23 protein-coding genes are annotated in these 26,443 nt (G+C 58.1%); 5 read left to right on the forward strand and 18 right to left on the reverse strand.

All coding sequences use genetic code 11. The annotated features are described in order from the left end of the window. Positions 1-49: 49 nt before the first annotated feature. From RGU70_RS02100 to RGU70_RS02145, 10 genes are all read right to left on the reverse strand, one after another. Positions 50-1,840, reverse strand: coding sequence for an acyl-CoA dehydrogenase C-terminal domain-containing protein (locus RGU70_RS02100; RefSeq protein WP_322207762.1), 1,791 nt, complete (start codon positions 1,838-1,840; stop codon positions 50-52). A 26-nt stretch (positions 1,841-1,866) separates the two neighbouring features. Beyond that, the gene (locus RGU70_RS02105) at positions 1,867-2,562 is read right to left on the reverse strand and encodes a TetR/AcrR family transcriptional regulator (RefSeq protein WP_416186469.1); all 696 of its coding nucleotides are present in this window, start codon (positions 2,560-2,562) and stop codon (positions 1,867-1,869) included. 143 nt (positions 2,563-2,705) lie between these two features. Next, complete coding sequence (locus tag RGU70_RS02110; protein ID WP_322207763.1) at positions 2,706-3,089, reverse strand: RNA-binding S4 domain-containing protein; 384 nt, start codon at positions 3,087-3,089, stop codon at positions 2,706-2,708. 27 nt (positions 3,090-3,116) lie between these two features. After that, positions 3,117-4,295, reverse strand: coding sequence for an acetyl-CoA C-acetyltransferase (locus RGU70_RS02115; RefSeq protein WP_322207764.1), 1,179 nt, complete (start codon positions 4,293-4,295; stop codon positions 3,117-3,119). Between the two features lie 81 nt (positions 4,296-4,376). Beyond that, on the reverse strand, positions 4,377-5,543 hold the full coding sequence (clsB, locus tag RGU70_RS02120; RefSeq protein ID WP_322207765.1) for a cardiolipin synthase ClsB: 1,167 nt from the start codon (positions 5,541-5,543) through the stop codon (positions 4,377-4,379). A 101-nt stretch (positions 5,544-5,644) separates the two neighbouring features. After that, a complete protein-coding gene (locus RGU70_RS02125) occupies positions 5,645-6,439 on the reverse strand; it encodes an endonuclease/exonuclease/phosphatase family protein (RefSeq protein WP_322207766.1) in 795 nt (264 codons plus the stop codon). 64 nt (positions 6,440-6,503) lie between these two features. Further along, positions 6,504-6,977, reverse strand: a complete 474-nt coding sequence (nudB, locus tag RGU70_RS02130; protein ID WP_322207767.1) for a dihydroneopterin triphosphate diphosphatase — start codon at positions 6,975-6,977, stop codon at positions 6,504-6,506. A 72-nt stretch (positions 6,978-7,049) separates the two neighbouring features. Beyond that, positions 7,050-8,855 (reverse strand): aspartate--tRNA ligase, encoded by a 1,806-nt coding sequence (gene aspS, locus RGU70_RS02135; RefSeq protein WP_322207768.1) that lies wholly within the window; start codon positions 8,853-8,855, stop codon positions 7,050-7,052. Positions 8,856-8,932: 77 nt separating this feature from the next. Beyond that, positions 8,933-9,574, reverse strand: coding sequence for a DUF502 domain-containing protein (locus RGU70_RS02140; protein ID WP_322210681.1), 642 nt, complete (start codon positions 9,572-9,574; stop codon positions 8,933-8,935). A gap of 26 nt (positions 9,575-9,600) precedes the next feature. After that, positions 9,601-9,975 (reverse strand): FmdB family zinc ribbon protein, encoded by a 375-nt coding sequence (locus tag RGU70_RS02145; RefSeq protein ID WP_322207769.1) that lies wholly within the window; start codon positions 9,973-9,975, stop codon positions 9,601-9,603. Positions 9,976-10,582: 607 nt separating this feature from the next. Here RGU70_RS02145 and RGU70_RS02150 point away from each other — a divergent pair. Continuing rightward, positions 10,583-11,257, forward strand: coding sequence for a hypothetical protein (locus RGU70_RS02150; protein ID WP_322207770.1), 675 nt, complete (start codon positions 10,583-10,585; stop codon positions 11,255-11,257). A 48-nt stretch (positions 11,258-11,305) separates the two neighbouring features. On the opposite strand, the gene RGU70_RS02155 is transcribed toward RGU70_RS02150, so the two are convergent. The 3 genes from RGU70_RS02155 to lptM all read right to left on the reverse strand — a co-directional run bounded on the left by RGU70_RS02155 (position 11,306) and on the right by lptM (position 14,837). Next, entirely contained in the window at positions 11,306-12,736 is a 1,431-nt protein-coding gene (locus tag RGU70_RS02155; protein WP_322207771.1) for a sodium:solute symporter family protein, read from the reverse strand. A gap of 435 nt (positions 12,737-13,171) precedes the next feature. Further along, a complete protein-coding gene (gene lysA / locus RGU70_RS02160; RefSeq protein ID WP_322207772.1) occupies positions 13,172-14,455 on the reverse strand; it encodes a diaminopimelate decarboxylase in 1,284 nt (427 codons plus the stop codon). A 4-nt stretch (positions 14,456-14,459) separates the two neighbouring features. Beyond that, positions 14,460-14,837 carry an LPS translocon maturation chaperone LptM gene (lptM, locus tag RGU70_RS02165; protein WP_322207773.1) on the reverse strand — a complete coding sequence of 126 codons (378 nt, stop codon included), beginning with the start codon at positions 14,835-14,837 and terminating at the stop codon, positions 14,460-14,462. On the opposite strand from lptM, the gene cyaY reads away from it, so the two are divergent. Together cyaY and gspG are read left to right on the forward strand one after the other, a co-directional pair. Continuing rightward, positions 14,836-15,177, forward strand: coding sequence for an iron donor protein CyaY (cyaY, locus tag RGU70_RS02170; RefSeq protein ID WP_322207774.1), 342 nt, complete (start codon positions 14,836-14,838; stop codon positions 15,175-15,177). The two genes, lptM and cyaY, sit on opposite strands and share 2 nt — an antisense overlap. Positions 15,178-15,413: 236 nt before the next feature. Further along, on the forward strand, positions 15,414-15,866 hold the full coding sequence (gene gspG, locus RGU70_RS02175) for a type II secretion system major pseudopilin GspG (protein WP_322207775.1): 453 nt from the start codon (positions 15,414-15,416) through the stop codon (positions 15,864-15,866). 31 nt (positions 15,867-15,897) lie between these two features. Here gspG and hslU read toward each other — a convergent pair whose 3' ends face one another. The 4 genes from hslU to RGU70_RS02195 all read right to left on the reverse strand — a co-directional run bounded on the left by hslU (position 15,898) and on the right by RGU70_RS02195 (position 23,084). Continuing rightward, entirely contained in the window at positions 15,898-17,244 is a 1,347-nt protein-coding gene (hslU, locus tag RGU70_RS02180; RefSeq protein ID WP_322210682.1) for an ATP-dependent protease ATPase subunit HslU, read from the reverse strand. 11 nt (positions 17,245-17,255) lie between these two features. Beyond that, a complete protein-coding gene (gene hslV / locus RGU70_RS02185; protein WP_322207776.1) occupies positions 17,256-17,792 on the reverse strand; it encodes an ATP-dependent protease subunit HslV in 537 nt (178 codons plus the stop codon). A gap of 199 nt (positions 17,793-17,991) precedes the next feature. Then, positions 17,992-21,705, reverse strand: a complete 3,714-nt coding sequence (gene putA / locus RGU70_RS02190; protein WP_322207777.1) for a bifunctional proline dehydrogenase/L-glutamate gamma-semialdehyde dehydrogenase PutA — start codon at positions 21,703-21,705, stop codon at positions 17,992-17,994. Between the two features lie 254 nt (positions 21,706-21,959). Then, positions 21,960-23,084 (reverse strand): branched-chain amino acid ABC transporter substrate-binding protein, encoded by a 1,125-nt coding sequence (locus RGU70_RS02195; protein WP_322207778.1) that lies wholly within the window; start codon positions 23,082-23,084, stop codon positions 21,960-21,962. A gap of 190 nt (positions 23,085-23,274) precedes the next feature. Between RGU70_RS02195 and RGU70_RS02200 the strand changes: the two genes are divergently transcribed. After that, the gene (locus RGU70_RS02200; RefSeq protein ID WP_322207779.1) at positions 23,275-23,736 is read left to right on the forward strand and encodes an Lrp/AsnC ligand binding domain-containing protein; all 462 of its coding nucleotides are present in this window, start codon (positions 23,275-23,277) and stop codon (positions 23,734-23,736) included. Between the two features lie 64 nt (positions 23,737-23,800). On the opposite strand, the gene RGU70_RS02205 is transcribed toward RGU70_RS02200, so the two are convergent. Continuing rightward, on the reverse strand, positions 23,801-24,847 hold the full coding sequence (locus RGU70_RS02205) for a HoxN/HupN/NixA family nickel/cobalt transporter (protein WP_322207780.1): 1,047 nt from the start codon (positions 24,845-24,847) through the stop codon (positions 23,801-23,803). A gap of 256 nt (positions 24,848-25,103) precedes the next feature. Here RGU70_RS02205 and RGU70_RS02210 point away from each other — a divergent pair, with 256 nt between their 5' ends. After that, positions 25,104-26,360, forward strand: coding sequence for a voltage-gated chloride channel family protein (locus RGU70_RS02210; RefSeq protein ID WP_322207781.1), 1,257 nt, complete (start codon positions 25,104-25,106; stop codon positions 26,358-26,360). Positions 26,361-26,443 lie beyond the last annotated feature (83 nt).

Raw genomic sequence — 26,443 nt, forward strand, 5'->3', positions numbered from 1 at the left:
AGCATCGCAGCCCTGAGATTGCGCCGCGCAGTAGCTTAATCAGAGGTTATTAGAAGAGGTCGGCGTCGGGGGCCATAAGACTTGAGGCGCCGGAACGCGCTTGCCGGATCAGCATGGCGGTTTCCGGTTGCAGGCGGGCAAAATAGAATCGTGCGGTGGCGAGTTTGGATTGGTAAAAGCGGTCGCCGCCGTCCTGTTTTTCGAGTGCAATTTTTGCCATGCGGGCGAAGAAGTAGGAGTACACCAGATGCCCGACGACACGCAGGTAGGGCACGGCGGCAGCACCGACTTCATCTTTGTTCTGAAATGCTTTCATGCCGATTTCCATTGTCAGCTTGCTGACTTTGTCGCCCAGATCGGCGAGCGGCGTGACGAATTCGGACAGCGCTTCGTCGGCACCATTGTCTTCGACGAAAGCTTGCACCAGCGCACCAAATTTTTTCAGTTTGGCACCGTTGTCCATCAGGATTTTGCGACCGAGCAAATCCAGAGACTGAATGGTGTTGGTACCTTCGTAGATCATGTTGATGCGGGCGTCGCGCACGTATTGCTCCATGCCCCATTCGGCGATGTAGCCGTGGCCGCCATACACTTGCATGGCTTCCGAGGTGGCGATCCAGGCATTGTCGGTGACGAAGGCTTTGCACAAGGGGGTGAGCAGGGCGACCAGATCGGCGGCTTCCTTGCGGACTTCTTCGTCGGGATGATTGAGTTCAATGTCGATTTGCAGCGCGACGTAATAGGACATGGCGCGCCCACCTTCGGCAAAAGCCTTGGCAGTGAGCAACATGCGGCGCACGTCGGGATGCACGATGATGGGGTCGGCGGCTTTCTCTGGCTCCTTGACGCCGGTCAGACTGCGCATCTGCAAGCGGTCTTTGGCGTAGATCAGGGCGTTCTGGTAAGCCACTTCGGTCAGGCCCAGCGACTGGATGCCGACGCCGAGACGCGCGGCATTCATCATGACGAACATGGCGTTGAGGCCCTTGTTCGGTTCGCCCAGCAGCCAGCCGCTGGCACCGTCCAGATTCATCTGACAGGTGGAATTGCCGTGGATGCCCATTTTGTGTTCGATCGCGCCGCAGACGATAGCGTTGCGTGCGCCGAGCGTGCCGTCAGGGTTGGGGATGTTTTTAGGCACGACGAAGAGGGAAATGCCCTTGGTGCCTTGTGGCGCATCGGGCAGTCGCGCTAACACCAGATGGATGATGTTCTGGCTCATGTCGTGTTCGCCGGACGAGATGAAAATCTTGCCGCCGGTGATCTTGTAAGTGCCATCGGCTTGCGGCTCGGCTTTGGCGCGCAGCATGCCGAGGTCGGTGCCGCAGTGCGGTTCGGTCAGGCACATGGTGCCGGTCCATTCGCCGCTGACCAGTTTGGGCAGGTAGATATTTTTCAATTCCTCGCTGCCGTGTTCGTGCAGACATTCGTAGGCACCATGCGTGAGGCCGGGATACATGGTCCAGGCTTGATTGGCGGAATTGAGCATTTCATACAATGCGTTGTTGACGATCATCGGCAAGCCTTGCCCGCCGTATTCCGGATCGCAGGACAGTGCCGGCCAGCCGGCATCAACGAATTGCTTGTAGGCTTCTTTGAAGCCTTTGGGCGTGGTCACGGCGTGGGTGACTTTGTCGTGGTGACAGCCTTCCTGATCGCCCGAATGATTGAGCGGAAACAGTACTTCGGAGGTGAACTTGCCCCCTTCTTCGAGCACCTGATCGATCAGTTCGCGGTTGGTGTCCGCGTGGTCCGGCAGGGCTTTGAGGTGGTCTTCTGCTTGCAGCAATTCATGTAGTACGAATTGCATGTCACGCAAAGGGGCGATGTATTGGGGCATGTTGATCTCCTGAATTCGTTATAGGGTCAGATTGCCGCTCTGGCGGCGGTTGGTGTGACGATGACTGCAGGTTGCTTAGATGGCTTGGGCTGCGTGCGGTAACTGGCGATCAGCCGGTTGAATCCTGCCTGAGCGCGATCCACACTGCCCGGTATTTTTAAAAATCGTGCGTCGTGATGCAGCGACAGGATCAGACCGTACAACTCGTACACCAGTTGCCCGATATCGATGTCGCGGCTCACTTCGCCGGTGTCAATCGCTTGCTGGATGCAGCGGTGCAAGGCGGTGCGCCAGGCCTGCACCATGGCGACTAGCTGATCGCGTATTTCTCCCGGACGGTCGTCGTATTCCACAGCGCCGCTGATGTAGATACAGCCCAGCGCAATTTCGACGGTAACCAGTTTGACCCAGCGGGTAAACATGCTTTCCAGCCGGGGCAAACCGCGCGCTTCTGCCAGACTGGGGTAAAACACTTCTTGCTCAAAACGCTGGTGATACAGTCTGACGACTTCGATTTGCAAGTCCTCACGCGAACCGAAGTGGGCGAATACGCCGGATTTGCTCATCTTCATTTTCTCGGCCAGCACGCCGATAGTCAGGCCTTCCAAGCCGTCACGACTGGATAACTCTAGCGCGACATCGAGAATCGCCGCGCGCGTGAGCTCCCCTTTGCGCATCAATTGTTTAGGGTGGTCGAGTAAGTGGCTAGGCAAGGCAATCATCTGAACATATCAAAAAAAGTAAGCGACCCGAATTAATTCGCACGGTCGTACTATTATTCATTGCTCGATAAATGTCAAATAATAAAATCGGAATATTTCGGAAGGAAGTGCGAAATCTATTACAAGGCAAGCTGGTATTGCGACTATTCAGGCAGGCTTTTATCCAGCAAACGACGGTCGCGCTTGGTCGGACGACCTTTCAGTGCAGCGGCCGGCTCAGGAAACCAGCGTCGCTGCTCGGCCAGTTTTTCGCGCCGGGCAATGCTGGCGGCGCTTTCCGCATACAGGGTCTGGGCAATACTGGCGGCACCGCGCTGATCGGACAAGCCCAGCACCAGCACTTCGCGCAGGCCATTGCCGTCATTGTCGATCTGCAACTTATCGTCGATACGCAGCTTGTGCGCCGGTTTGATGCGTTCCTCGTGCAAACGCACCTTGCCGTCGTCGATGGCGGCCGCAGCCAGCGAACGCGTTTTGAAAAAGCGCGCTGCCCACAGCCATTTATCAATGCGTACCGAATCGCTCATGGCGTCGAACGTGCCTGCGTGTGGGTGTTAAGCGCGTTCAACGGCCAGCGCCACACCCATGCCGCCACCGATGCACAGGCTGGCCAGCCCACGTTTAGCGTCGCGGCGGGCCATTTCGTGCAGCAGTGTCACGAGAATACGGCATCCTGACGCTCCGATAGGATGGCCGATTGCAATCGCGCCGCCATTGACGTTGATCTTGGACGTATCCCAACCCATTTGCAGATTGACCGCCAGCGCTTGTGCCGCAAACGCTTCGTTGATTTCCATCAGGTCCAGGTCTTGCGCAGTCCATCCGGCTTTTTTCAGACACAACTGGGACGCTGGCACGGGACCCATGCCCATTACGCTAGGATCAACGCCTGCCGATGAATACGCGGCGATACGCGCCAGCACAGGCAAGCCCAGCTCCGCTGCCAGTCGCGCCGACATCAGCACGACGGCTGCTGCGCCATCATTGATACCGGAGGCGTTACCGGCAGTGACCGTGCCGTCCTTGGCAAAGGCCGGACGCAAGCTCGCCAGCGCATCAAGGGTCACGCCATGCTTGATGAACTCATCGCTATCGACCACGGTCGTGCCTTTTTTGCCAACGATTTCGTAGGGCAGGATTTCATCCTTGAACTTGCCGGCTTTTTGCGCCGCTTCCGCCTTGTTTTGAGAAGCGACTGAAAATTCATCCTGCTGTGCGCGCGAGATATCGTATTTCTTGGCGACGTTCTCGGCGGTAATACCCATGTGGTACTGATTGAACGAGTCCCACAGGCCGTCAACAATCATCGTATCGGTCAGTTTGGCATCGCCCATGCGGAAGCCGTCGCGGGAATTGTTGAGCACATGCGGCGAGGCGCTCATGTTTTCTTGTCCGCCGGCAATGACGATTTGGGCATCGCCGCATTTGATCGCCTGCGCTGCCAGATGGATCGCCTTGAGGCCGCTACCGCAAACCTTGCCAACGACGAACGCAGGCACCGTGTCAGGCAAACCTGCGCGCAGCGTTGCCTGACGCGCCGGATTCTGACCAAGGCCAGCAGTCAGCACCTGTCCCAGAATCACTTCGCTGATTTGTTCCGGCTTGATACCAGTCTTGGCCAGCAAACCCCGAATCACATGCGCGCCGAGATCAGCGGCAGCGATTTTCGAGAAGGCACCACCAAATTTACCAACGGCGGTGCGCTGTGCTGCGACGATAACGACTTCTTCCATGACCGGCTCCTGATCTCAAAATAGGGGGAGCGTCGATCTTATCACTTCACGCCTGTCCGCTGCGAATGCCCCTCCCGCCTTTCACCCGAGATCCTGATTGAGCGTAATGATCCGCAAGGCAAAGCGGTACATGAGGAAGGCCGCGCCATGCCACAGACGCTGGTGCCAGGGGATATTGCGGAACGCCTCGAGATTGATGGCGTTGCTGTCGGCAAGGCCCTCTTCGATTTTTTCGCGCAGGCTGCGGGCGAAATCGTCTGCCTCAACCACGATATTGGCTTCCTGATTGACGAACAGGCTGAGGCCATCGAAATTGCTGGAGCCGACCGTCGCCCAATGATCGTCGATCACCGCCACCTTCCCGTGCAACTGGGTCTGGGTATATTCGAAAATGCGCACGCCGCTGCGCATCAGCTTGGGATAAAACGACTGCGCCACCGCATCCTGCATGGCGAACTGCCCCACGCCGAGCAGCAAGGTGACTGCCACGCCGCGCCGGGCAGTCGTTTCCAGCGCCCGGCGCAATCTGCGGCCGGGCGCAAAGTAGGGCGTGACCAGAAATACCGACTCCCGCGACTGGCCCAGCGCTTGCAAATAAGCGCGCTCTATCGTGCGTCGGTGATGCAAATTGCCGCGCACCACCAGCGCCGCCTTGCTGTCCCCCTCCACCGACAAGGGCAGCGCCGAGCGAATCCTTTGATAATTCTTCCAGCGCGTGCGCCATTTCATCGGGCCCAGACTTTGCCAGTGCACCTGCATTTCTTCGTGCATGCCCATCACCAGCGGCCCGATAATCTGCACCGCGAAGTCCCAGCGAGGGGAGCTCAAACGGGTGTGATTACTATCGTCCATAAAATAATCGTCGTTGATATTGATGCCCCCCGCAAAGCCGATCGCCCTATCCACCACGCACAGTTTTCTGTGCATGCGCGTCACACCGCGCCGGAACCAGGGATTGAAGTTGCGGTGGAACACGCCGGCGCTCTGCAATTGCTGCTTGAGCAGCACACTTTGCAGCCGCCCGGTGCCGAGCCAGTCGGTCACCACATGCACTGCGACGCCGCGGCGGGCGGCTCTCTGCAAGGCGTCACGCACCTGTGTGCCGGTATCGTCCAGATCGAAGATATAGGTTTCAAGGAAAACTTCAGCCTGCGCAGCATCGATGGCCGCGATCAGTGCAGGGAAAAATTCCACCCCGCAGGTCAGCAGAGCAATATCGTTATCGGAGGTAAAGAGAAGGTGGCGCATGACGATGTGTGAGTGTCCTGTCGGTTGCGGCACAAAGGAAGACCGTACGGCATTACGGAAAGCCCGTACAAGGACGGTATGTATCCCGCCGCAGCGTGCCTTTATTCGATATGCAAGGTGGCGACGATCGGGACGTGGTCGGAGAGTGTAGACCAGACCGGCCCGCGCATGACTTCGGCGCTTTCTATACGAAACCCCCGCAGATAGATCCGATCCAGCCGCAGATAGGGCAAGGCTGCGGGGAAGGTGCGCGCCGGCGTCGGTCTGGGCACCATCCCTCCCAGTTTGCGCAGGAAGGCCATCACGCCGGTATTGACATGCTGCTCGTCAAAGACTTCGCGCAACTGCAAGCGCTGGCACAATTGGTCCCCGAGCGCATTGCCCCAGTCGTTGAAATCGCCGGCGATGATCACTGGAGCATCGGGTGGCGTAGCGTTCTGCACCGCATCGATCAGCGCCGCCACCTGGCGCCGCCGACCGCTGCCGAACAGGCCCAGATGCACCACATAGCAATGCACTTCGCGCTGGTCCAGCGTAATCACGCAATGCAGAATGCCACGCGATTCATAGGCATGGTCGGACACATCGTGGTTGAGCGACGAGGCAATCGGGAAGCGGGATAACAAGGCGTTGCCGTGGTGGCCGTGGTCGTAGACCGCATTCATGCCATAGGCCGAGAAGTGCGACTGCCCGGCCAGGAATTCATGCTGGCTCTCCTGCGGCCAGTTCAGCGCATGACGCACGGCATGAAGATCGTGACGGCCTTGCACTTCTTGCAGAAAAACCATGTCCGCATCGAGCTGCACCAGTGCCGTCCTGAGCGCGTGAATGCGCGGACGGCCACGGAAGGTGGTGACGCCTTTGTGGATGTTGTAGGTAGCAATGCGCAGCTTCATGACTTACCTTGCTCAGCGTTCATTGAACAGCAGATGACACGACGCAAACCCAACCGTGGCGGGCTCAGAGATGCATAGGCAGTTGCAGGATCGCTTCTGCATTGGACGGCGAAAAGCACAGGTCGGCAGCGTCCTTATAGGGCAGCCAGCGGTACTGCACATGCTCGCGCGGCGCGAGAATGACGGGAATGTCGCGCGGCACCAGCAAACTGAATACGTGTTCGGTATTGCGCGTAACGCCCGGCGCATAGCGGTGACGCCAGACCGGATAGATCTCGTACACATTGGCCAGCTGCCAGTCGCGCAGATGACTGGGCGGCAGGCCCGGCGCGCCCTCTTCGGCGGCCACCAGCAGGCCGGTTTCTTCCCCTACTTCGCGTAGGGCGGTAGCGCGCAGAGGCTCGTCGATAAAATCTTTCGAGCCGGTCACCGATTGCCAGAAACCGCGCTCGCCGGCGCGTTCTATCATTAACACCTCAAGGGCGGCGGTATGAATCACGACCAGCACCGATTCGGGAATTTTGAATTGCACGTCCATGGGGTGTGACCAGGCTAGAGGCCGGAACCATTGATCGGAGAAGCAGCGCCAGCGCCGCCTCCCCGGTCAGGCTCAGGCCTTGATGGAGGCTTCGGTATTGCGCAGGCGGATATGCAATTCGCGCAATTGCTTTTCGTCGACTTCAGACGGGGCCTGTGTCAGCAGACACTGGGCGCGCTGGGTCTTGGGGAAGGCGATCACGTCGCGGATCGAATCGGCGCCGGCCATCATGGTGACCAGACGATCCAGACCAAACGCGATACCACCGTGCGGCGGCGCGCCGTATTGCAGCGCGTCGAGCAGGAAGCCGAATTTCAGTTGCGCTTCTTCGTCGCCGATATTGAGGGCGCGGAAGACTTTGCTCTGCACATCGGCGCGATGGATACGGACTGAACCGCCGCCCATTTCCCAACCGTTGAGAACCAGATCGTAGGCTTTGGCAATGGCTTTTCCAGGATCGGTGGAAATGAAATCTTCGTGCCCATCTTTAGGCGAAGTGAACGGATGATGCAGCGCGACCCAGCGGCCATTGTCTTCGTCGTATTCAAACATCGGGAAGTCGACAATCCACAGTGGACGCCAGGCGTCGTCGAGCAAGTCGTTTTTCTTGCCGAAGTCGCTATGACCGATCTTTACGCGCAGCGCACCGATGGCATCGTTGACGACCTTGATCTTGTCGGCGCCGAAGAAAATCAGATCGCCGTCCTGTGCGCCGGTGCGGGCGAGGATTTCTGCCAGCGCCGCATCGTGCAAATTTTTGACGATAGGCGATTGCAGACCGTCGCGCCCCTTGGCGACTTCATTGACCTTGATGTATGCCAGACCCTTCGCGCCGTAGATGGCGACGAACTGGGTGTAGGCGTCGATCTCGGAACGCGGCATGGCCGCACCACCGGGAATACGCAAGCCGACAACGCGGCCGCCTTCCATGGTGGCGGCACCGGAAAAGACTTTGAAATCGACATCCGCCATGACATCCGTCAGTTCGGTGAATTCCAGCTTGACGCGCATGTCTGGTTTGTCGGAACCGTACAGCGCTGCCGCCGTAGCGAAGTCCATGACAGGGAATGGATCGGGCAGATCGATGTTGAGCGTGTTCTTGAATACCAGACGGATCATGCCTTCGAACAGATCGCGGATTTCCTGTTCGTTCATGAAGGAGGTTTCGCAATCGATCTGCGTGAATTCAGGCTGCCGGTCGGCGCGCAAGTCTTCGTCGCGGAAGCATTTGGTGATTTGGTAATAGCGGTCGAAGTTGGCCACCATCAGCAATTGCTTGAACAACTGCGGCGATTGCGGCAAGGCGAAAAATGCGCCGGCGTTCACGCGGGACGGCACCAGATAATCGCGCGCGCCTTCGGGCGTCGACTTGGTCAGCATCGGCGTTTCGATATCGATGAAGCCTTGGTTGTCGAGGAACTTGCGCACTTCCATCGCCACCTTGTAGCGCAGGCGCAGATTGTTTTGCATTTGCGGACGGCGCAGGTCGAGCACGCGGTGCGTCAGACGGGTGGTTTCCGACAGGTTGTCGTCGTCCAGCTGGAACGGCGGCGTCACGGAAGGATTGAGTACCTTGAGCTGTTGACACAGCACTTCGATCTTGCCGGAGCTCAGGCCGGTATTGACCGTGCCTTCGGGACGCAAGCGCACCACGCCGACGATTTGCAGACAAAACTCGTTGCGCACGGCTTCGGCCTCCTTGAATACCTCGACCTGATCCGGGTCGCAGACCACTTGCACCAGACCTTCGCGATCGCGCAGGTCGATGAAAATGACGCCGCCGTGGTCGCGCCGGCGATGCACCCAGCCGCACAGGCTGACGGTTTGACCCAGAAGTGCCTCAGTGGTGAGGCCGCAGTAATGAGAACGCATGGACATAATGATTTTCCGGTAACAGGTTATTCGATGATTCGCTAATTCGGTAATGCGGCAGGGCAGTGTCGGCAGCGCGAAGATTACGGCGCCCGACCGTCCGCACTGACGATAATTTTTTTGTCGAGGCTGATGCTGTCTTCTGGCGCGACCACGCCCATCGATACAATGTATTTCAAGGCCGCATCGACGCTCATGTTGAGTTCGATGGTGTCGGCCCGCGGCACCATCAGGAAAAATCCCGAGGTCGGATTCGGCGTCGTCGGCACGTAGACGCTGATGTAGTCGCCATGCAGATGATTCTTGACGTCGCCGCCCGGCACGCCGGTCAGAAAGGCGATGGTCCAGGAACCTTCGCGCGGGTACTGCACCAGGACCGCCTTACGGAAGGCATTGCCGGACGAGGAAAACAGCGTGTCGGAGACTTGCTTGACGCTGGAGTAAATCGATTTGACGACCGGGATGCGATTCAGTATCCCCTCCCACAACATCAGAACCTGGCGGCCAATGATGTTGCGGGCCAGCAAACCGGTCAGGAAAATGATCAGCAGCGTCAGAATGCTGCCCAGACCCGGAATGCGGAAGCCGATCAGCGCTTCCGGCCGCCAGGCTACCGGCAGCAACAGTAGCGACTGGTCCATGGTGCTGATAATCAGATTGAGTACCCAGAGGGTGATCGACAGCGGCACCAGAATCAGCAGGCCGGTAATGAAATATTTACGCATCATGAAAGGGCTTTGGGAAAAGTCGCTCAGGCAGCGCCGGATTGAGGTGGCGTGCCGGTGGCCGGGGAAGAACCGGAGGTGGCGGGAGTCGATGCCGGGGGCGTACTTGCTACCGGAGTGGCTGCCGCAGAGGCCTTGTCTGCTGCGGGCGCACTCTCGGCTTTGCCGGCGGGCGCATCGGCACCCTCTGCCGGTTTGGTTGCTGAGCCGCCGCTGTCGCCGCCACGGAAATCGGTGACATACCAGCCGCTGCCCTTGAGCTGGAAGCCGGCGGCCGTCAGCTGTTTCTTGAAACTAGGCTGGTGGCAGCTCGGGCAAACCGTCAATGGCGCGTCCGACATTTTCTGCAAGGCATCCTTGGCAAAACCGCAAGCTTCACAACGATAAGCATAGATAGGCATCAAACAGCTCCGCAAAAAAGCATACAAAACCCTGAATTATAAAGGGTTTTTATCTTTCCTCAGAGAGACGAGGAGCCCGGCCGCCCGAGTGCCATAGGAAAACACATGAGGGGGCTTTCCATTTTTACCAAATCAATGGACTAAAACCACGCAGCAATCACCAGCCCAGCCCCGAAGATGCCTGCGCTTTGCGTCTGCCGGCAATGGTCTCACATAAAATTTTTGCAGCCATTTCCGATACAAAAACGAAGCCTAAAAAAACATATCTTCTTTTAATATCCGCTAATTTTCAGCATGTTCTGGAAAACCGTTTCATGAAATTAGAAATATATCTTCGCAAATACAATGTTTTTCCTATATTTTATTCTTGGAGTTTTTGACGATGATTCTTCCTGGCGTACTCCGCTCTTCAAATAAATTCGGCCATACCTCTTCCTGCTGGCCCGCTACGGTCGTACCGAAGGCTGCGTCATCCATGCGGCCAGCCTCGCAGCTAGCCCATTCTTTGCGCGCAGTGCCGAACCGGAATATGCTGCCGCTTCACCTCTGCGCGTCCATTACCCCCGCAGCCGAAACCAGGCCAAAGCGCAGCTTTGCCGCGCGACTCATGCACAAATTCAGAAAAGCTTTTGGCCTGGATGCCGCTTCACAAGCCCAGAAAAAAAGGGATAACGAAGAATTTGAAATGAAAGTGTATTCGCTGGTTTTCCTGGGCGACCGTCCGGCAAAGAAGTCGGAAGCACGTCCGCTCCTTTACCAATCCACCTTCATCAGCCGGGCGAAAATCAAAGCGACTGCGACTGCGCCGCGCAGTGAGGCTGACTCGTTCGCATCCCGGTTCACGGCGCAACTGGCGGAGGAATTCCCGGAAAGACTGCACAGGCGTTGTGCTGCGATGGCCCCGCTGACCGGTGCCGATCTGGCAAACAAACACGCCCTGCTGGCGCAAATGAAAGGCGATGGTGCGTGGCGTAATTTAATACTCACGTTCATTGACGTGCAAAAGATAGACGCGCATCAGCTTTCCCTGCCTGGGAACCCCGCTGTCCGGGCACTCGCTGCGGCGAACGCTTTCACGCGGATGAAAGACATCGGCAATACGCCGATCGAAGGCATTCCCTTTGCCAATTGGGGCGATGCAAAAAACATCACTGGCTTACTCACTCTTCTGGAACACTGCCCGGAAGAAATTCGCAACAACGTGGCGCAAAAGCTCAATGCCCAGGTGGAAAAATGCCGCGCCCTGCATACCGATATCCTGCGACACCTTCCCGCCGCTTAACCACTCCACAACGAAAGCAACACACGCAGACTACTGCCGACGGCAGCCTTATTCCGCGGCAACCGACGGCAGTGTGCGCCATTGGGGCAACAAACTGCCGACAATCATGCCGCCCAGGCTGCATGCCAGCCCGACCAGTTGCGGCGGCCATATCCCGTCCGGCACAAGGATTTCGCAGAAAATCCAGGAAGACAAACCCAAGCCCATCGACAGCAAAGCCCCTTGCCGACTGGCCCGCTTCCAGTACAAGCCGCAGACCAGCGGCACGAACGCCGCTACCAGCGTGATCTTGTACGCGTTTTCCACCATTTGATAAATGCTGGAATGGCTATGCAAGGCCAGTGCCGTCACGATCAGGGTGAATAGCAGCACCACCACCCGCATCGCGAACAGAAATTCTTTATCCGTTTTCCAGGGGCGAATTTCCTTCAGGATGTTTTCAGTAAACGTGACCGACGGTGCCAGCAAGGTCGCACTGGCGCAGCTTTTAATCGCCGACAGCAGTGCGCCGAAAAACATCACCTGCGCAAACACCGGCACCTTGGTCATGATCAGCGTCGGCAGGATCATTTGCGGATCGGTGTCGATCAGACCAGCCACCATAGCGGGATCGATCAGCGTCGCCGAATAGGCCAGAAAAATAGGGATGAACACAAAACAGAAATAAATCACACCACCCAGCACTGCCGCACGCGCAGCAATTTTTTCAGTTTTGGACGACATCACGCGCTGAAAGACGTCTTGCTGCGGAATCGATCCCAGCATCATGGTGACCCAGGCCCCAAAAAACCAGAATATTTCTTTCGGCGTGGGCGCAGGCCAGAGGGCAAATTTTCCCGCTTTCCTGGCATGGTCGATCACTACCCCGGCACCACCGACCATGCCGGATACTTCCCAGCCGATGTACAGCATGCCGATCACGATGATGATCATTTGCAAGAAATCGGTAACGGCAATCGCCCACATGCCGCCCATCAAGGTGTACACCAGCACGCTGGCAGCGCCGATCATCATCCCGGCCGGCATGCTGATGTAGCCGCCGGACACCACATTGAACACTAGCCCCAGCGCCTTGATCTGTGCCGCCACCCAGCCCAGATAAGAAATCACGATGCAGAGAGTGACCAGCATTTCAACGGTACGACCATAGCGTTTCTTGTAGTAATCACCGATGGTCAGCAAATTCATCCGGTACAGTTTTTTGGCGAAAAACAGGCCGACCAATACCAGACAGAGCGATGCGCCGAAGGGATCGGCCACAATGCCGCTCAAGCCCTCCTTGAGGAAAGTCGAAGAAATGCCGAGTACGGCTTCGGAACCAAACCAGGTCGCGAAGACGGTCGCGGTCACCACCGACATCGGCAAAGACCGGCCGGCGACAGCGTAATCACGCGAATTTTTGACATACCTGGCGGCATACAAGCCAATGCCTACTGAAATTACCCAGTAAAGAATGACGAACCAGAGCAGTGCGTTCATGTAATTTCCTTGCGCAAAATAGGATGGCTGGGCCGATATGGGACAAATCAGAAAAACTGGGTGCGCAATTATAGCGGCCGCTATGCCGCCATAGGCAATCCTCGAAAGGCAATGTCGCCGTACCGTGCAGATTCGCGACATTGTGTTTCGGCGCGGCAAAACTGAAGCAAGCGATATGCCATGCCTCCCGGAAAAACAGCGGCGCAGGCGATCAAACGAGCGGCGTTGTCCGTGATCTGGTCAGCAAGGAAGGGGCGAACGACCTGCCTCGAATGGGCAGGTCTTGTGGATTCAACTTTTCTTATTGCGGCGTCTGTGTATTACAGCGTCCATGTATTACAGCGGTCACTTATTACAGCGGTCACTTATTACAGCGTTCACTTATTACAGCGCCCACTTATTACCGCGCCGATTGCCCGCGCAGGGCGAATACGATCAAGCGATCAGAGATTCCAGCGCAAACAGATCGGCAGGAACTTCACGACGGCGAATCAAATGCACCCGATCACCATCGACCATCACTTCGGCTGCGCGGCCGCGGGTATTGTAGTTGGAGGCCATTGTCATGCCATAGGCTCCGGCAGACATCAGTGCCAGCAAATCGCCCGGCTCAAGATTGAGCGCACGACCACGCGCCAGCCAATCGCCGGACTCGCAGACCGGCCCCACCACATCGTAGACCGCCGTCGCGCCGGGGCGCTGCTGCACGGCTTGCACGCCATGCCAGGCTTCATACATGGCAGGGCGCATCAGGTCATTCATGGCCGCATCGACGATGGCGAAATTCTTCGATTCGCCATGCTTGAGATACTGCACCTCGGTCAGTAACACGCCGGCATTGCCGACGATGGAACGACCCGGCTCAAACATCACCTTGATCGGCGCACCGGCATGCCGCTGGCTGCGCCAGGCATCCACCCGCGCAAACACCCGCGCCAGATAATCACCGACGGCAACCGGCTGCTCATCGTTATAAGTAATGCCAATGCCGCCGCCGATGTCCAGATGGCGCAGCACGATCCCTTCGTCGGCCAGACGGTCGATCAGTTCAATGACCTTGTCCAGCGCTTCCAGTAAGGGTGCGTCATCCAGCAATTGCGAGCCGATATGGCAATCGATGCCTACGACGTCGATATGCGGCAAGGTAGCCGCCGTGCGGTAACAGGCCAGCGCATCGTCGTAGGCGACGCCGAATTTATTGTCCTTGAGGCCGGTAGAAATATACGGATGGGTATTCGCATCCACATCCGGGTTGACGCGCAAGGAGATGCGGGCGCGACGTCCCAACTCTCCAGCCACTTCGTTAAGACGATGCAACTCGGGAATCGATTCGACGTTGAAGCACAGAATGTCGTGCGTCAGCGCCAGCCGCATTTCATCGCGCCCTTTGCCCACGCCGGAAAAAATCACCTTGCGCGGGTCACCGCCGGCGGCAATCACGCGCAGCAATTCACCGCCCGAGACAATATCGAAACCGGAACCGAGTTTGCCCAGCAGGTTCAGCACGGCAAGATTGGAATTCGATTTCACCGAATAGCAGACCAGCGCCTGATCGTCGCCACGCCCGGCCAGACGGCAGGCATCGGCGTAAGCGGAGAAATTATCGGCCAGCGCCGCTTGTGAATACACATACAAGGGCGTGCCGAATTGACGCGCCAGGGCGTCGAGAGGCAGGCTTTCGACGTGCAAAGCACCGTCGAGATAGGAAAAATGCGACATCGTTTTACTTTTCTGGAGTGAGGGTGATCGCGGGCGAACGCAGCGCCGGCGCATCATAGGGCAAGGCGGCTCCGGTTTCGCCGGTGGCAGCATCCGTTGTCGCACCCGACATGGTGTCGCTCTGTGGCGCTGCTTTCGTACCCGATGCGCTTCTCGCCGGTTTGGCGGAAGAACTGGCGGGAGCGGGGACACTGGCAACAGGGCGCGGCAACAAGGGGTCGGGCGGAATAATGGGCATGAACAAAGGCCCTTTCTGTCCGCAACCGGCGCTCAGAAGCATTACCGTCAGCGCAGCGCCGAGCAGGGGTGTACGCAAGGAAACAAAACGGCTAGTCAGGATCACGATAAAATCACGGTTTAGATCAACATCGGAGTGTAGCATGAGCGAAACCGAATTCCTGGCGCTGGCCGAGGCGGCCCTGACCGGAATAGAAAATGCCCTGGAGCAGGCATGCAACCGTAGCGATCTCGACGTGGAGTGCAGCCGCAGCGGCAATGTGCTTGAAATCGAATGTATAGAAAACGGTTCCAAGATCATCGTCAATAGTCAGGCGCCGATGCAGGAGTTGTGGCTGGCCGCCAAATCTGGCGGCTTCCATTACCGTTACGATGGCGCGCAATGGCGCAGCTCCCGCGATGAAGGCGAACTACTGGCGACACTGTCGGAAGTGATCAGCGCTCAGGCGGGCGAACCGGTCAACCTGCAGGATTACTGGGGGTAATCCGCGTCGATACGAGCGTGGCGCGGCGTGGGCTGGACTGGGCTGGGGCGATGAACGGCATCAGCTTGGCATAGGAAAGCGCCGACAAGGAAACAGGACCGCGCGAGATGAGGGCAAAAACGCCGTCCTGAAATCGCGCCGCCCGACAGCTTAATCAGCGCTGACATAGCTTTGTTTTTAGTACTTGCCTTATACTCGCGGATTAGATCACTTTCGCCCTTCGACGCCGGGACTTCATGTTTAGAGCACCCCCACCCCCTCCCCGCCGACGCCTCACACTGATTGCTGCCGTACTGATCATTGCCATCGCCACGGCAGTATTCGGCTATCCGAAGCTGATGGCGAAACTGGACCGTGGGCACGAACCGAAAATTATTGCCGCCAAGGCCGACATCATTCTGATCATGCAGGGTTTGTCGCGCTACAAGAGGCGGGTAGGCCGCTATCCCACGACGGGACAGGGTTTGCTGGCGATGGTCATCCGTCCCACCATCGCGCCTATCCCCAAACGCTGGGAAATGGGTGGCTATGTGGACCGACTGCCACGCGATCCGTGGGGCAACTCTTACCAATACCGCACGCCGGGCATCCATCAGGACGCGGAAGTATTCTCCTATGGACCGGATGGCCCCGTCGGTGGCGAGGACGGACCCGGCGTTATTGGCTCGTGGCAATTAAAGTGGCAATAAGGCTCTTCGCGTTCGCTTTTTACAAGACTCCTTACAAGACGTAACGCGACAGGTCTTCATTCACCGCCAGCTCTCCCAGCCGCTCATCGACATAGGCGGCGCTCACTTTCAGCACGACCGATCCGGTATCGCTGGCAGTGAAAGAAATTTCCTCCAGCAACTTTTCCATCACCGTATATAGGCGGCGAGCGCCGATATTTTCGGTTTTTTCATTTACTGAAAAAGCGATTTCAGCCAGCCGCCGGATGCCATCCGGTTCAAATTCCACCTGCACACCTTCGGTCGCCAGCAAGGCTTCGTACTGCCGCGTCAGGCAGGCATCGGTGCTGGTCAGGATGCGTTCAAAATCAGAGATCGACAAGGAATCGAGTTCCACCCGTATCGGAAAACGCCCCTGTAATTCAGGAATCAGATCGGACGGTCGGGCCAGATGAAAAGCGCCGGAGGCAATGAACAAAATATGGTCGGTCTTGATCATGCCGTACTTGGTATTGACGGTCGTACCCTCGACCAGCGGCAGCAAGTCGCGCTGCACCCCGGCGCGTGACACATCGGCACCGCCGTTTTGCGAGCGCGTGGCGATTTTGTCGATTTCATCCAGAAACACGATGCCGTTCTGCTCGACATTGGTAATGGCCGCCTGCTTAACTTCATCTTCGTTGAGTAACTTGCCGGCTTCTTCTTCGATCAGTATTTTCATAGCATCGGCCACCTTGATCTTGCGCAATTTCTTGCGACCGCCATTGACACCGGAAAACATGCCCTTGATTTGCTCGGTCATTTCTTCCATGCCGGGTGGGGCCATGATTTCCATGCGCGGCGCGGCATCGGCCAGTTCCAGCTCGATTTCGTGGTCGTTCAGCAAGCCTTCGCGCAAACGCTTGCGAAAAGTCTGCCGCGCTCCACCGGCGGATTCAGCGCCTTTATTGACGTCCTCTCCTTCCGGCTTGAAACCAAAGTCCCGCGCCGGTGGCACCAGAATATCAATCACCCTGTCTTCCGCCGCATCTTCCGCGCGCGTGCGCACCTTGCGCATTTCGGTTTCACGCGTTTGCTTGATACCGATGTCGATCAGGTCGCGGATGATGGTGTCCACATCGCGTCCGACGTAACCGACTTCCGTAAATTTGGTCGCCTCGATCTTGATGAAGGGCGCATCGGCCAGCTTGGCCAGTCGGCGCGCTATTTCGGTTTTGCCGACACCGGTAGGCCCGATCATCAAAATGTTTTTCGGTGTAATTTCATGCCGCAGCGGCTCGGCGATTTGCTGTCGCCGCCAGCGGTTGCGCAGCGCAATGGCAACAGCGCGCTTGGCGCGATCCTGGCCGACCACATGCTTATCCAGTTCGGAAACGATTTCTTGCGGGGTCATGTTCATCATATTCATAGTCAGTCCAGAGTTTCGATGATGTGCGACTGGTTGGTGTAAATGCACAGCTCGCCGGCGATCACCAGTGATTTTTTAACAATGTCGGCAGGGGACAGATCGGTATTGCCCTGCAAAGCCATCGCTGCCGATTGCGCGAAATTGCCGCCCGATCCGATGGCACCGATACCGTCGGTCGGCTCCAGCACGTCGCCGTTGCCGGTGATGATCAGGGTCGTGTCGCGATCGGCGGCCAGCAGCATGGCTTCCAGCCGGCGCAACATGCGGTCGGTACGCCAGTCCTTGGCCAGCTCGACGGAAGCGCGCATCAGATTGCCCTGGTGTTTTTCCAGCTTGGCCTCGAACAGATCGAGCAGAGTGAAGGCATCGGCGGTGCCGCCGGCAAATCCCACCAGTACCTTGCCGTGATGCAACTTGCGCACTTTGCGCGCCGTGCCTTTCATGACCACATTGCCCAGCGTCACCTGGCCGTCGCCGCCCAGCGCCACCACCGATCCGCGCCGTACCGACAGGATGGTGGTTCCGTGAAATTGCTCCATGTTGTAATCCTCAGTGAAATTGTTGCAATGTGCCGCGCAGGGAGCGCGCATGGCATCCGAATGTACAGGATGCGAATCGACCTGATCGAGTACAACACGTTGGGGTTGGCAGCGCTTATTGCAAGTCGCCGCCTGCGTTTTCAGCGCAGGCGGCGACATCGTGCGGGGGAGGAAGGGGGTCCGCGATCTGATCAGGCGATCAGACGGACAGGCTCATCAGACTGGCATTGCCACCGGCGGCGGCGGTATTGGTGCAGAGCGCCCGTTCTGCCACCAGTCGCCATAGAGGGATAGGGATCTCGGCCGCAACAGCAATCAGCGGCACCAAGGCACCGTCGCGCTGCGCCAGCTTCTTCCGCCACTCAACAGCCAGCGGCGCTTCCACCAGCGCCAGCTGCAACTCGGTATGCGCCTCAATGGACGGTACGATGTGCAAGGCTTTGTTCAGCAACGTGAGCAGATCTGTCGGCAGCAATGCTGCGCTGCGCTCGTCGAGCACAGGCAGGTTGTCGCAGGCCAGCGCTGCGGCAATCTGATTGAGCAACACACCCGGCGTGACGGCAATGCACGCGAGCTTGCCGCGTGGCGCAAACGAGAGCGTATTGGTTTCGCCGGTCGGGCCGCGCAAGGAAATCGATGCGTGGCACACACTCAGCATCTGATAATGCCGGAGCAATGCAAGCAGACTCTCCCGCCCGGCTTGACTGGCCCACTCATACAATCCGTCCCGCTCTGCTGACGGCGCGGTTTCCCGCCGCTCATAGCCAAGGCTGTCGTGGGCAAGATTGCCCAGCGCCACCGCCGACTGTCTCTGTAAGCGGGACAAATACAAAGGTCCGCCGGCTTTTGGCCCGGTGCCAGAGCGCCCCTCGCCGCCGAACGGCTGAACGCCCACCGTCGCGCCCACCATGTTGCGGTTGATATAAATATTGCCGACATGCGCAGCATCGCTGATCTCTGCGGCATTGCGGGCGATACGGGTATGAATCCCTAATGTCAGGCCATAGCCGCTGGCGTTGATCTGTCGCACCAGGTCCATTTGCTCACCGGCTCTGTACCGCAGAACGTGCAAAACCGGCCCAAACACCTCTTCTTGCAACTGCGCCAGATTGTCGATTTCGATCAGCGTCGGCGCGACGAAACACCCGTCGGCGTGATGCTCATTGAGCGCAAGCTGATAAATGTCTGCGCCACCTGCACGCATGCGTTCGATATGCGCCAATAATCCGGCGCGCGCCTCTTCATCGATCACCGGCCCGACATCGGTCGCCAGACGGTTGGGATTGCCGATGCAAAGTTGCTGCATCGCGCCTTTGAGCATGGTCAGTATGCGTTCGGCGCTTTCCTCCTGCAGACACAGCACGCGCAAGGCCGAGCAGCGCTGCCCGGCACTGTCGAAGGCCGATTGCAAGACATCCTGCACCACCTGTTCCGGCAAGGCGCTGGAATCGACAATCATGACGTTCTGACCACCGGTTTCAGCGATCAATACCGGCTCGTCCCCGCTCACAGCGCTCACTGAGCGCTCTGCCAGAGTGCGCTCAATGCTGCGCGCCACGGCACCGGAACCGGTAAAAATCACGCCCTGCACCCGGGCATCGGCGACCAGTGCCGCGCCTATGGTTTCACCGGGCCCCGGCAAAAATTGCAAGGCGCTGCGCGGCACGCCAGCCTGATGCAGCAATGCCACTGCTCGCTGGGCGATCAGCGGCGTTTGTTCTGCCGGTTTGGCCAGCACGGCATTGCCGGCGGCCAGCGCGGCGCTGACTTGCCCCACAAAAATCGCCAGCGGGAAATTCCAGGGGCTGATGCACACCACGATGCCGAGCGGCTGGGCGGGCGGCTGCACCAGAATCCGGGCTGCGTAGTAACGCAGAAAGTCCACTGCCTCGCGCACTTCGGCAATGGCGTTGGGCAAAGATTTCCCGGCTTCGCGCACGGCCAGCGCCAGCAATTCGCTGGTGTGTTGCTCGAACAAATCGGCGGCGGCATCGAGCTGCCGGGCGCGTTCCGCAACGCTCGTTTCGGGCCAGGCGGCATAGCGCAGCGCAAGCGCTACGTCTTCGTCGCTGGCGTCGATCGCGTGGCCCACCGTATCGTATTTATCGGCCGGATTGAGGATCTTGCGAATGCTGCCGCCCACGTTCACTGCCTCGGCAAGCAGCGGCTCCGCATGCCAGCGCTGCGGGCCGATGGCAAATTCGCGGGAAAGTTTTCGCAGGCTGGCTTCGCTGCTCAGATCGAGGCCCGCCGAGTTCTTGCGCGATTCGCCATACAGCGCAGACGGCAAAGGGATCTGCGAATGCGCTATGCCGTCCAGCTCTGCGGCCACCTGACGCGGATCGGCGATCAGCGTGTCGATATCGACCTTGGGATCGACGATCTGATTGACGAATGAAGAATTGGCACCGTTTTCCAGCAAGCGCCGCACCAGATACGGCAGCAGCGTCTGGTGTGACCCGACCGGTGCGTAAATACGGCAAGGCTTGTTCAGCGCATCGGCCCCCACTACCTGGTCGTACAGCGTTTCGCCCATGCCATGCAGACATTGGAATTCGTAATCGTTGACGCCCAGCTTTTTCGCATGCGTGTGGATGGCGGCGACCGTATGCGCGTTATGGGTGGCGAATTGCGGATAAACCAGCCCGCCCGAGGCCAGCAGTTTTTGTGCGCACACCAGATAGGAAACATCGGTATAGACCTTGCGCGTGTAGACCGGGTAAGCGTTCATGCCGTCCATCTGCGCACGCTTGATTTCACTGTCCCAATAAGCGCCCTTGACCAGCCGCACCATGAATTTCCGGCCGCTGCGGCGCGCCAGATCGAGCAGGTAATCGATGACGAAAGGACAGCGCTTCTGATAGGCCTGCACCACGATACCGAGTCCGTCGTAGACCGCCAGATCGGCGTCGTGCGCCAGCGCTTCGATCAGGTCGAGCGAGAGTTCCAGCCGGTCGGCTTCTTCGGCGTCGATATTGAGTCCGATGTCGTACTGCTTGGCCAGCACCAGCAAGGCCTTCAAGCGCGGCAGCAGCTCCTCCATCACACGCGCCCGTTGCGCGCGGGCATAGCGCGGATGCAAGGCCGACAATTTGACCGAAATGCCCGGCCCCTGACGAATGCCGCGCCCGGCCGAGGCCTGACCGATGGCGTGGATCGCCTGTTCGTATGAGTCGAAATAATCGTCGGCATCCTGCGCCGTCAGCGCCGCTTCGCCCAGCATGTCATAGGAGTAGCGATAACCACGCTGCTCCTGATGAAGGCTATTGGCCAGCGCCTCTTCAATGGTCTGGCCGGTGACGAATTGCCGTCCCAGCAGGCGCATGGCGAAGTCGACGCCTTTGCGAATCACGAGCGCGCCACCGCGTCCGATCAGACTGGTCGCTGCTGCCGCCAGCCGGTTGTCGCTCGGCGGCGCGACCAGCTTGCCGCTGATCAGCAAGCCCCAGGAAGCGGCATTGACAAACAAGGAGGGAGAGGCGCCCAGATGCTTGCGCCAGTCGCCCTTGCCAAGCTGGTCGGCAATCAGGCGATCGGCCGTCTTGCGGTCAGGAATGCGTAACAAGGCTTCGGCCAGACACATGAGCGCCACGCCCTCTTCGGAGGACAGAGAAAATTCCTGCATCAGCGCATCCACGCCGGAGGCCCCGACGCGCCGCGCCCGCACTGCCTGCACCAGTCGGCGGGCGAGGTCGGTGCTACTGCGCTGCTGTGCGGCGTCGCTCTCCGTTTGCGTCAGCAGCCAGCGCACCGCCTCTTGCTCGGAACACCGGTATGCGGCGCTGATCGCCGCACGCACTGGCGTCGGCGCATGTTCTATTTCTGCATGAAATTCAGAGAAAGGGGGAGAGCCACCGACAAATTCGGCAGCGGTATCAGACGGGGAAGGAGAAGAAAGAGTAGGCAGTGACATGGCGGATTTGACCGAAGTAAATGGAGAAGGATTTAAGTCCATGAGCGGACAATGGATTCTTCGATTTTATTCGGCAATACGGAATATTAATTCCGTATTTTTATTCAAAATGCCATATTTAATTCTTCCTATTGGAAATATTAAATATAAAATTCAGGCGCAAGCACTGCGCCATTCATCCTGGCTACAGCACACCCGAAAGGGAAATCCGCAACATGACCGGCAGCCAGAAAAACGGCCGCCGGCACCTTGGATCAGTAGCTGGTCAGCGGGACAGGCAAGCTGTCCTTGAAACGGAAGATCGTGACAGGCGATTGCTTGAGATCGTGTTTGTTGTCGAATTCATAATTGCCCGACACGCCCTTGTACTTGATGGCGGCCAGCGCCGGGCCGTAGGTTTTCGGCTCGACCGAATTGGCGGCTTTCATGGCTTTCGCAATCAGCATCATGCCGTCGTAAAACGAAGCGGCATAGGTTTCTGCAGGACGCTTGAATTTTGTCTGATAGTCGGCAGCAAAGCGCCGCCCGTCTGCCAGCTTGTCCAGCAAAGCGCCGCCCTGGGTGCAATACACCCGCTCACCGATGCTATCGCCGCCCAGACGGCCCATTTCCGGCGAGCAGATACCGTCACCGCCCATCAGCGGCACATCAATACCCAGCTGCACCATCTGACGCTTGATAGGACCACCCTGTGGCGCGTAGCCGCCCAGGAATACGCCGTCCGGCTTGCGGCCTTTGATGGAGGTCAGGATGGCGCTGAAATCGCTCGCTTTGTCGTTGGTGAAGTCGCGGCTGACGATATCGATGCCGTTGGCCTTGGCGACCTTGACGAACTCATCGGCCAGTCCCTGTCCGTAGGCGGTGCGATCGTCGATTACGGCGACCTTCTTGAGCTTCAGTTCCTTGGCGGCGTACAGCGCCATTCTGCCGCCCAACTGGCTGTCGCTGGCGGCAACACGGTACAGATACTGGAAGCCTTGTTGTGTAATTTTCGGATTGGAAGCGACGGTGGCGATGACGATCCCGGCTTCGTTGTACACCCGCGATGCCGGGATGGTGACGCCCGAGTTATATGGTCCGACAATCGCCTTGATGCCCTGATCCACCAGCTTTTGCGCCACGCTGACACCGGTGCGTGGATCGGCCTGATCGTCCTCAGACAACAATTCAAATTTCACTTTTTTGCCGCCGACGACGAGACCTTGCGCATTCAAGCGCTCGATCGCCAGTTGCACGCCGCCCTGGTTATCCTTGCCGGCAGATGCCTGCGGGCCGGTCAGCGGGCTGCTGAAACCAATTTTTACTGTCTGCATTTCCTGCGCCGAAGCAAGTACCGGCAACAAGGCGGACACAAGCATGAAACCTAGATGTTTCGTCATGGCATTTCCTCTAAAAATAGCGTGATTATGGGGAGTGAAACGAAGTCGTTTCGTGAGATTTTTTAATTCTGATTTTTGTCCATTCTATTTCCTATTCAAGGATATTTGGCGCGATGTTTTCCCCTGCAATCAGAATTTGCACGATAAAATTTAACTTTTACCAAATTAAATTCAGTTTCCGAGAAAAATTATGGGCCTCGACAAGATCAGCAAGAAAATCCTCTTCGAATTACAAAAGGACGGCCGCATCAGCAATGTCGATCTGTCGGCGCTGGTGAGTCTGTCACCGGCAGCCTGTCTGGAGCGCGTGCGCAAACTACAGGAAGCGGGCTACATCCTCGGCTATGCCGCGCAATTGAACCCCCAGTTGCTGGATGTCTCGCTGCTGGTGTTTATTGAAGTGGTGTTGGACCGGACGACACCCGAAGTCTTCGAGGCCTTCAAGCAAAGCGTGCAGAACATCCCTGAAATCATGGAATGCCACATGGTCGCCGGCGGCTTCGATTACCTGATTAAATCGCGCGTCAGGGATATGGACGCCTACCGGGAATTTCTGGGCAAATCGCTGCTGCAGCTCAAAGGCGTGCGCGAAACGCATACCTATGCCGTCATGGAAGAGGTCAAGTCAACGGTGTGTCTGCCGATTAAATAGACTGCTTAAATAGACTGCTTAAATAGACTACTTAAACAGGCCCGCCAAATAGGCCGCACCAGTGTCAGGCGGCGGTCTCCAGACGGTCGTAACGCTTCATCCGGTAGAACAGCACCGACAGCAACCAGCTAGCGACGAAGATGCCAATAATCGCGTAGCCCAGCATGCCGAAATGGGAATTGAGCATCGCCACCGTATCCCACGGCTGGCCGCTCAGTCCGATCCGATCTGCCAGCAGTCCGAGCGCTTCGACACCGCCGACCAGAATGGCGATCACCACCGAAATCAGCGTAATGGTCATGTTGTAGTAGAGCTTGCGAATCGGTTTGACATACGCCCAGCCATACGCGCCCAGCATCAGCGTGCTGTCGAGCGTATCGACCAGCGACATGCCCGCCGTAAACAGCACCGGAAACACCATGATCGACCAGACCGGCAGCCCCTGTGAGGCCTGGGTCGCCGAAATGCCGAGCACCGCGATTTCCGTCGCCGTGTCGAACCCCAGACCAAACAGAAAGCCCAGCGGATACATATGCCAGCTGCGCGTGACCAGTCGGAATAAAGGACGCAACATGCGCGCCAGAAAACCGCGTCCGGCCAGCAGGGTATTGAGATCGCCTTCGACGTACGCGCCGCCATTGCGCACGCGACAAAACACCCGGTACACCGAGCGCAGGATGACGATATTGAGGATGGCAATGGCGAACAGGAAAAAGACCGACACCAGCGTGCCGACGATACCGACGACTTCCCGGACCTGATCGAGCGGCCCCTGGACCGCAATCGCCGCTACCGCGATGGCGACCGACGCCAGCACCACGACCGACGAATGGCCCAGCGAAAAAAAGAAACCCACGGCTACCGGTCGCTGCCCGGCCTGCATCAGCTTGCGCGTTGCATTGTCGATGGCCGCCAGATGATCGGCATCCACCGCGTGCCGCAAACCAAAACTGTAGGCCAGAAAAGCCGTTCCCAGCAGCAGCGGATGTCCGCGAAAGGCCAGTACCGCCCAGACCCACGCCAACACATTGAATGCCAGCAGGAAGCCATAAATACCGAAGAGTTTGCGCTTCAAATGACCGGGGGCAGGGGGCAGCAGAGGATCGGACATGCGCAGACTCTTTCTCAATATGGGCCAAGTAACAAAGGCGCATGTTCTCACGAATCGCCCTACTTTCCGCCCTACGCTTTTTTCCCCGCCTGATTTGCGCTCCTCGTGCTGCGCGCCATTGACCCGTCTCAGGACCACCAACACGGCCAAGGCAGCCCAAAACCCGCTGATCGCGCCACGTTTTAAACGTGACAGCCCCCCGGCTCGATGTCATCATCGCTGCACTGTTGAATTTTCAGATTTTTTCGGGAAAACCATGCTGCATTTCACTATTTTTCCCAAGAGCCTGCCCCTGCTCCGTCATGTCGGCAAATGGTGCGCCGCCGCCTGCCTCATTGCGCTGCTGTCCGGCACCGCATCGGCGTTCTTCCTGTTCGCGCTGGAATGGGCCACCGGCTGGCGGCTCACCCATGCCTGGATCATCTGGCTCTTGCCGCTGGCCGGCTTCGTGGTCGGCTGGATTTATCTGCATTTCGGCAAGGGCAGCGAGGCCGGTAATAATCTGCTGATCGACGCCATCCACGATCCGAACAAAATCGTCCCCTTGCGCATGGCGCCGCTGGTTTTTCTCGGCACCGTGGTGTCGCATTTATTCGGCGCCTCGGTGGGACGCGAAGGAACCGCCGTACAAATGGGCGGCGCGCTGGCCGAACGTCTGGCGCAGGCATTGCGCTTCGCCCCGCAAGACAAACGCATCCTGCTGATGGCCGGCATCAGCGCCGGTTTCGCCTCGGTATTCGGTACGCCGCTGGCGGGCGCGATGTTCGGACTGGAAGTGCTGGCCATCGGTCGCCTGCGCTACGACGCGATCCTGCCCTGCTTTCTCGCTGCGATTGTTGCCGATCAGGTCGGTCTGGCCTGGGGCGTGCAGCACACTCACTATGCCGCACCAGCCATCATCCCTATCGCTATCTGGAGCCTGCTGGCGGTGTTGATCGCCGGCGCAGTATTCGGGCTGACCGGCCGACTGTTCGCCACTGCCACGCATGCGCTGGCGGCGGCGTTCAAACGGCATGTCCGCTATGCCCCGCTGCGGCCGCTGATCGGCGGACTCTGCATCGCGCTGGCAGTCTGGGCGCTGGGCAGTCAGCGTTATATTGGTCTGGGCATCCCGGTGCTGGTCGAATCGCTGCAACATCCGCTGCCGTATTGGGACGCCCTGGCGAAAATGGCCTTTACCGTGGTTTCGCTGGGCAGCGGCTTCAAGGGCGGCGAAGTCACTCCGCTGTTTTATATAGGCGCAACGCTGGGCAATGCGCTGGCACCGCTGCTGCATCTGCCGTTTTCCTTGCTGGCCGGGATAGGCTTTGTCGCCGTTTTTGCCGGCGCTGCCAATACGCCGCTGGCGTCCACACTGATGGCCATCGAATTGTTCGGCCCTGAAATCGGCCCGTTCGCGGCGCTCGCTTGCGTGGTCAGCTATCTGTTTTCCGGCCATGCCGGGATTTATCATGCCCAACGTGTCGGCAGGGGAAAACGGGGCGATATAGAAACGCCCGACAAGGAAAAATAAGCGCCTCCGTGATGAGGAAGCCGAAAGTCATTCACCATCCAGATATCTCTTATCAGAACTTGTCATTGGGAAGACAAGGCGTT

Source organism: Herbaspirillum sp. RTI4, assembly GCF_034313965.1.
GTDB lineage: Bacteria > Pseudomonadota > Gammaproteobacteria > Burkholderiales > Burkholderiaceae_D > Herbaspirillum.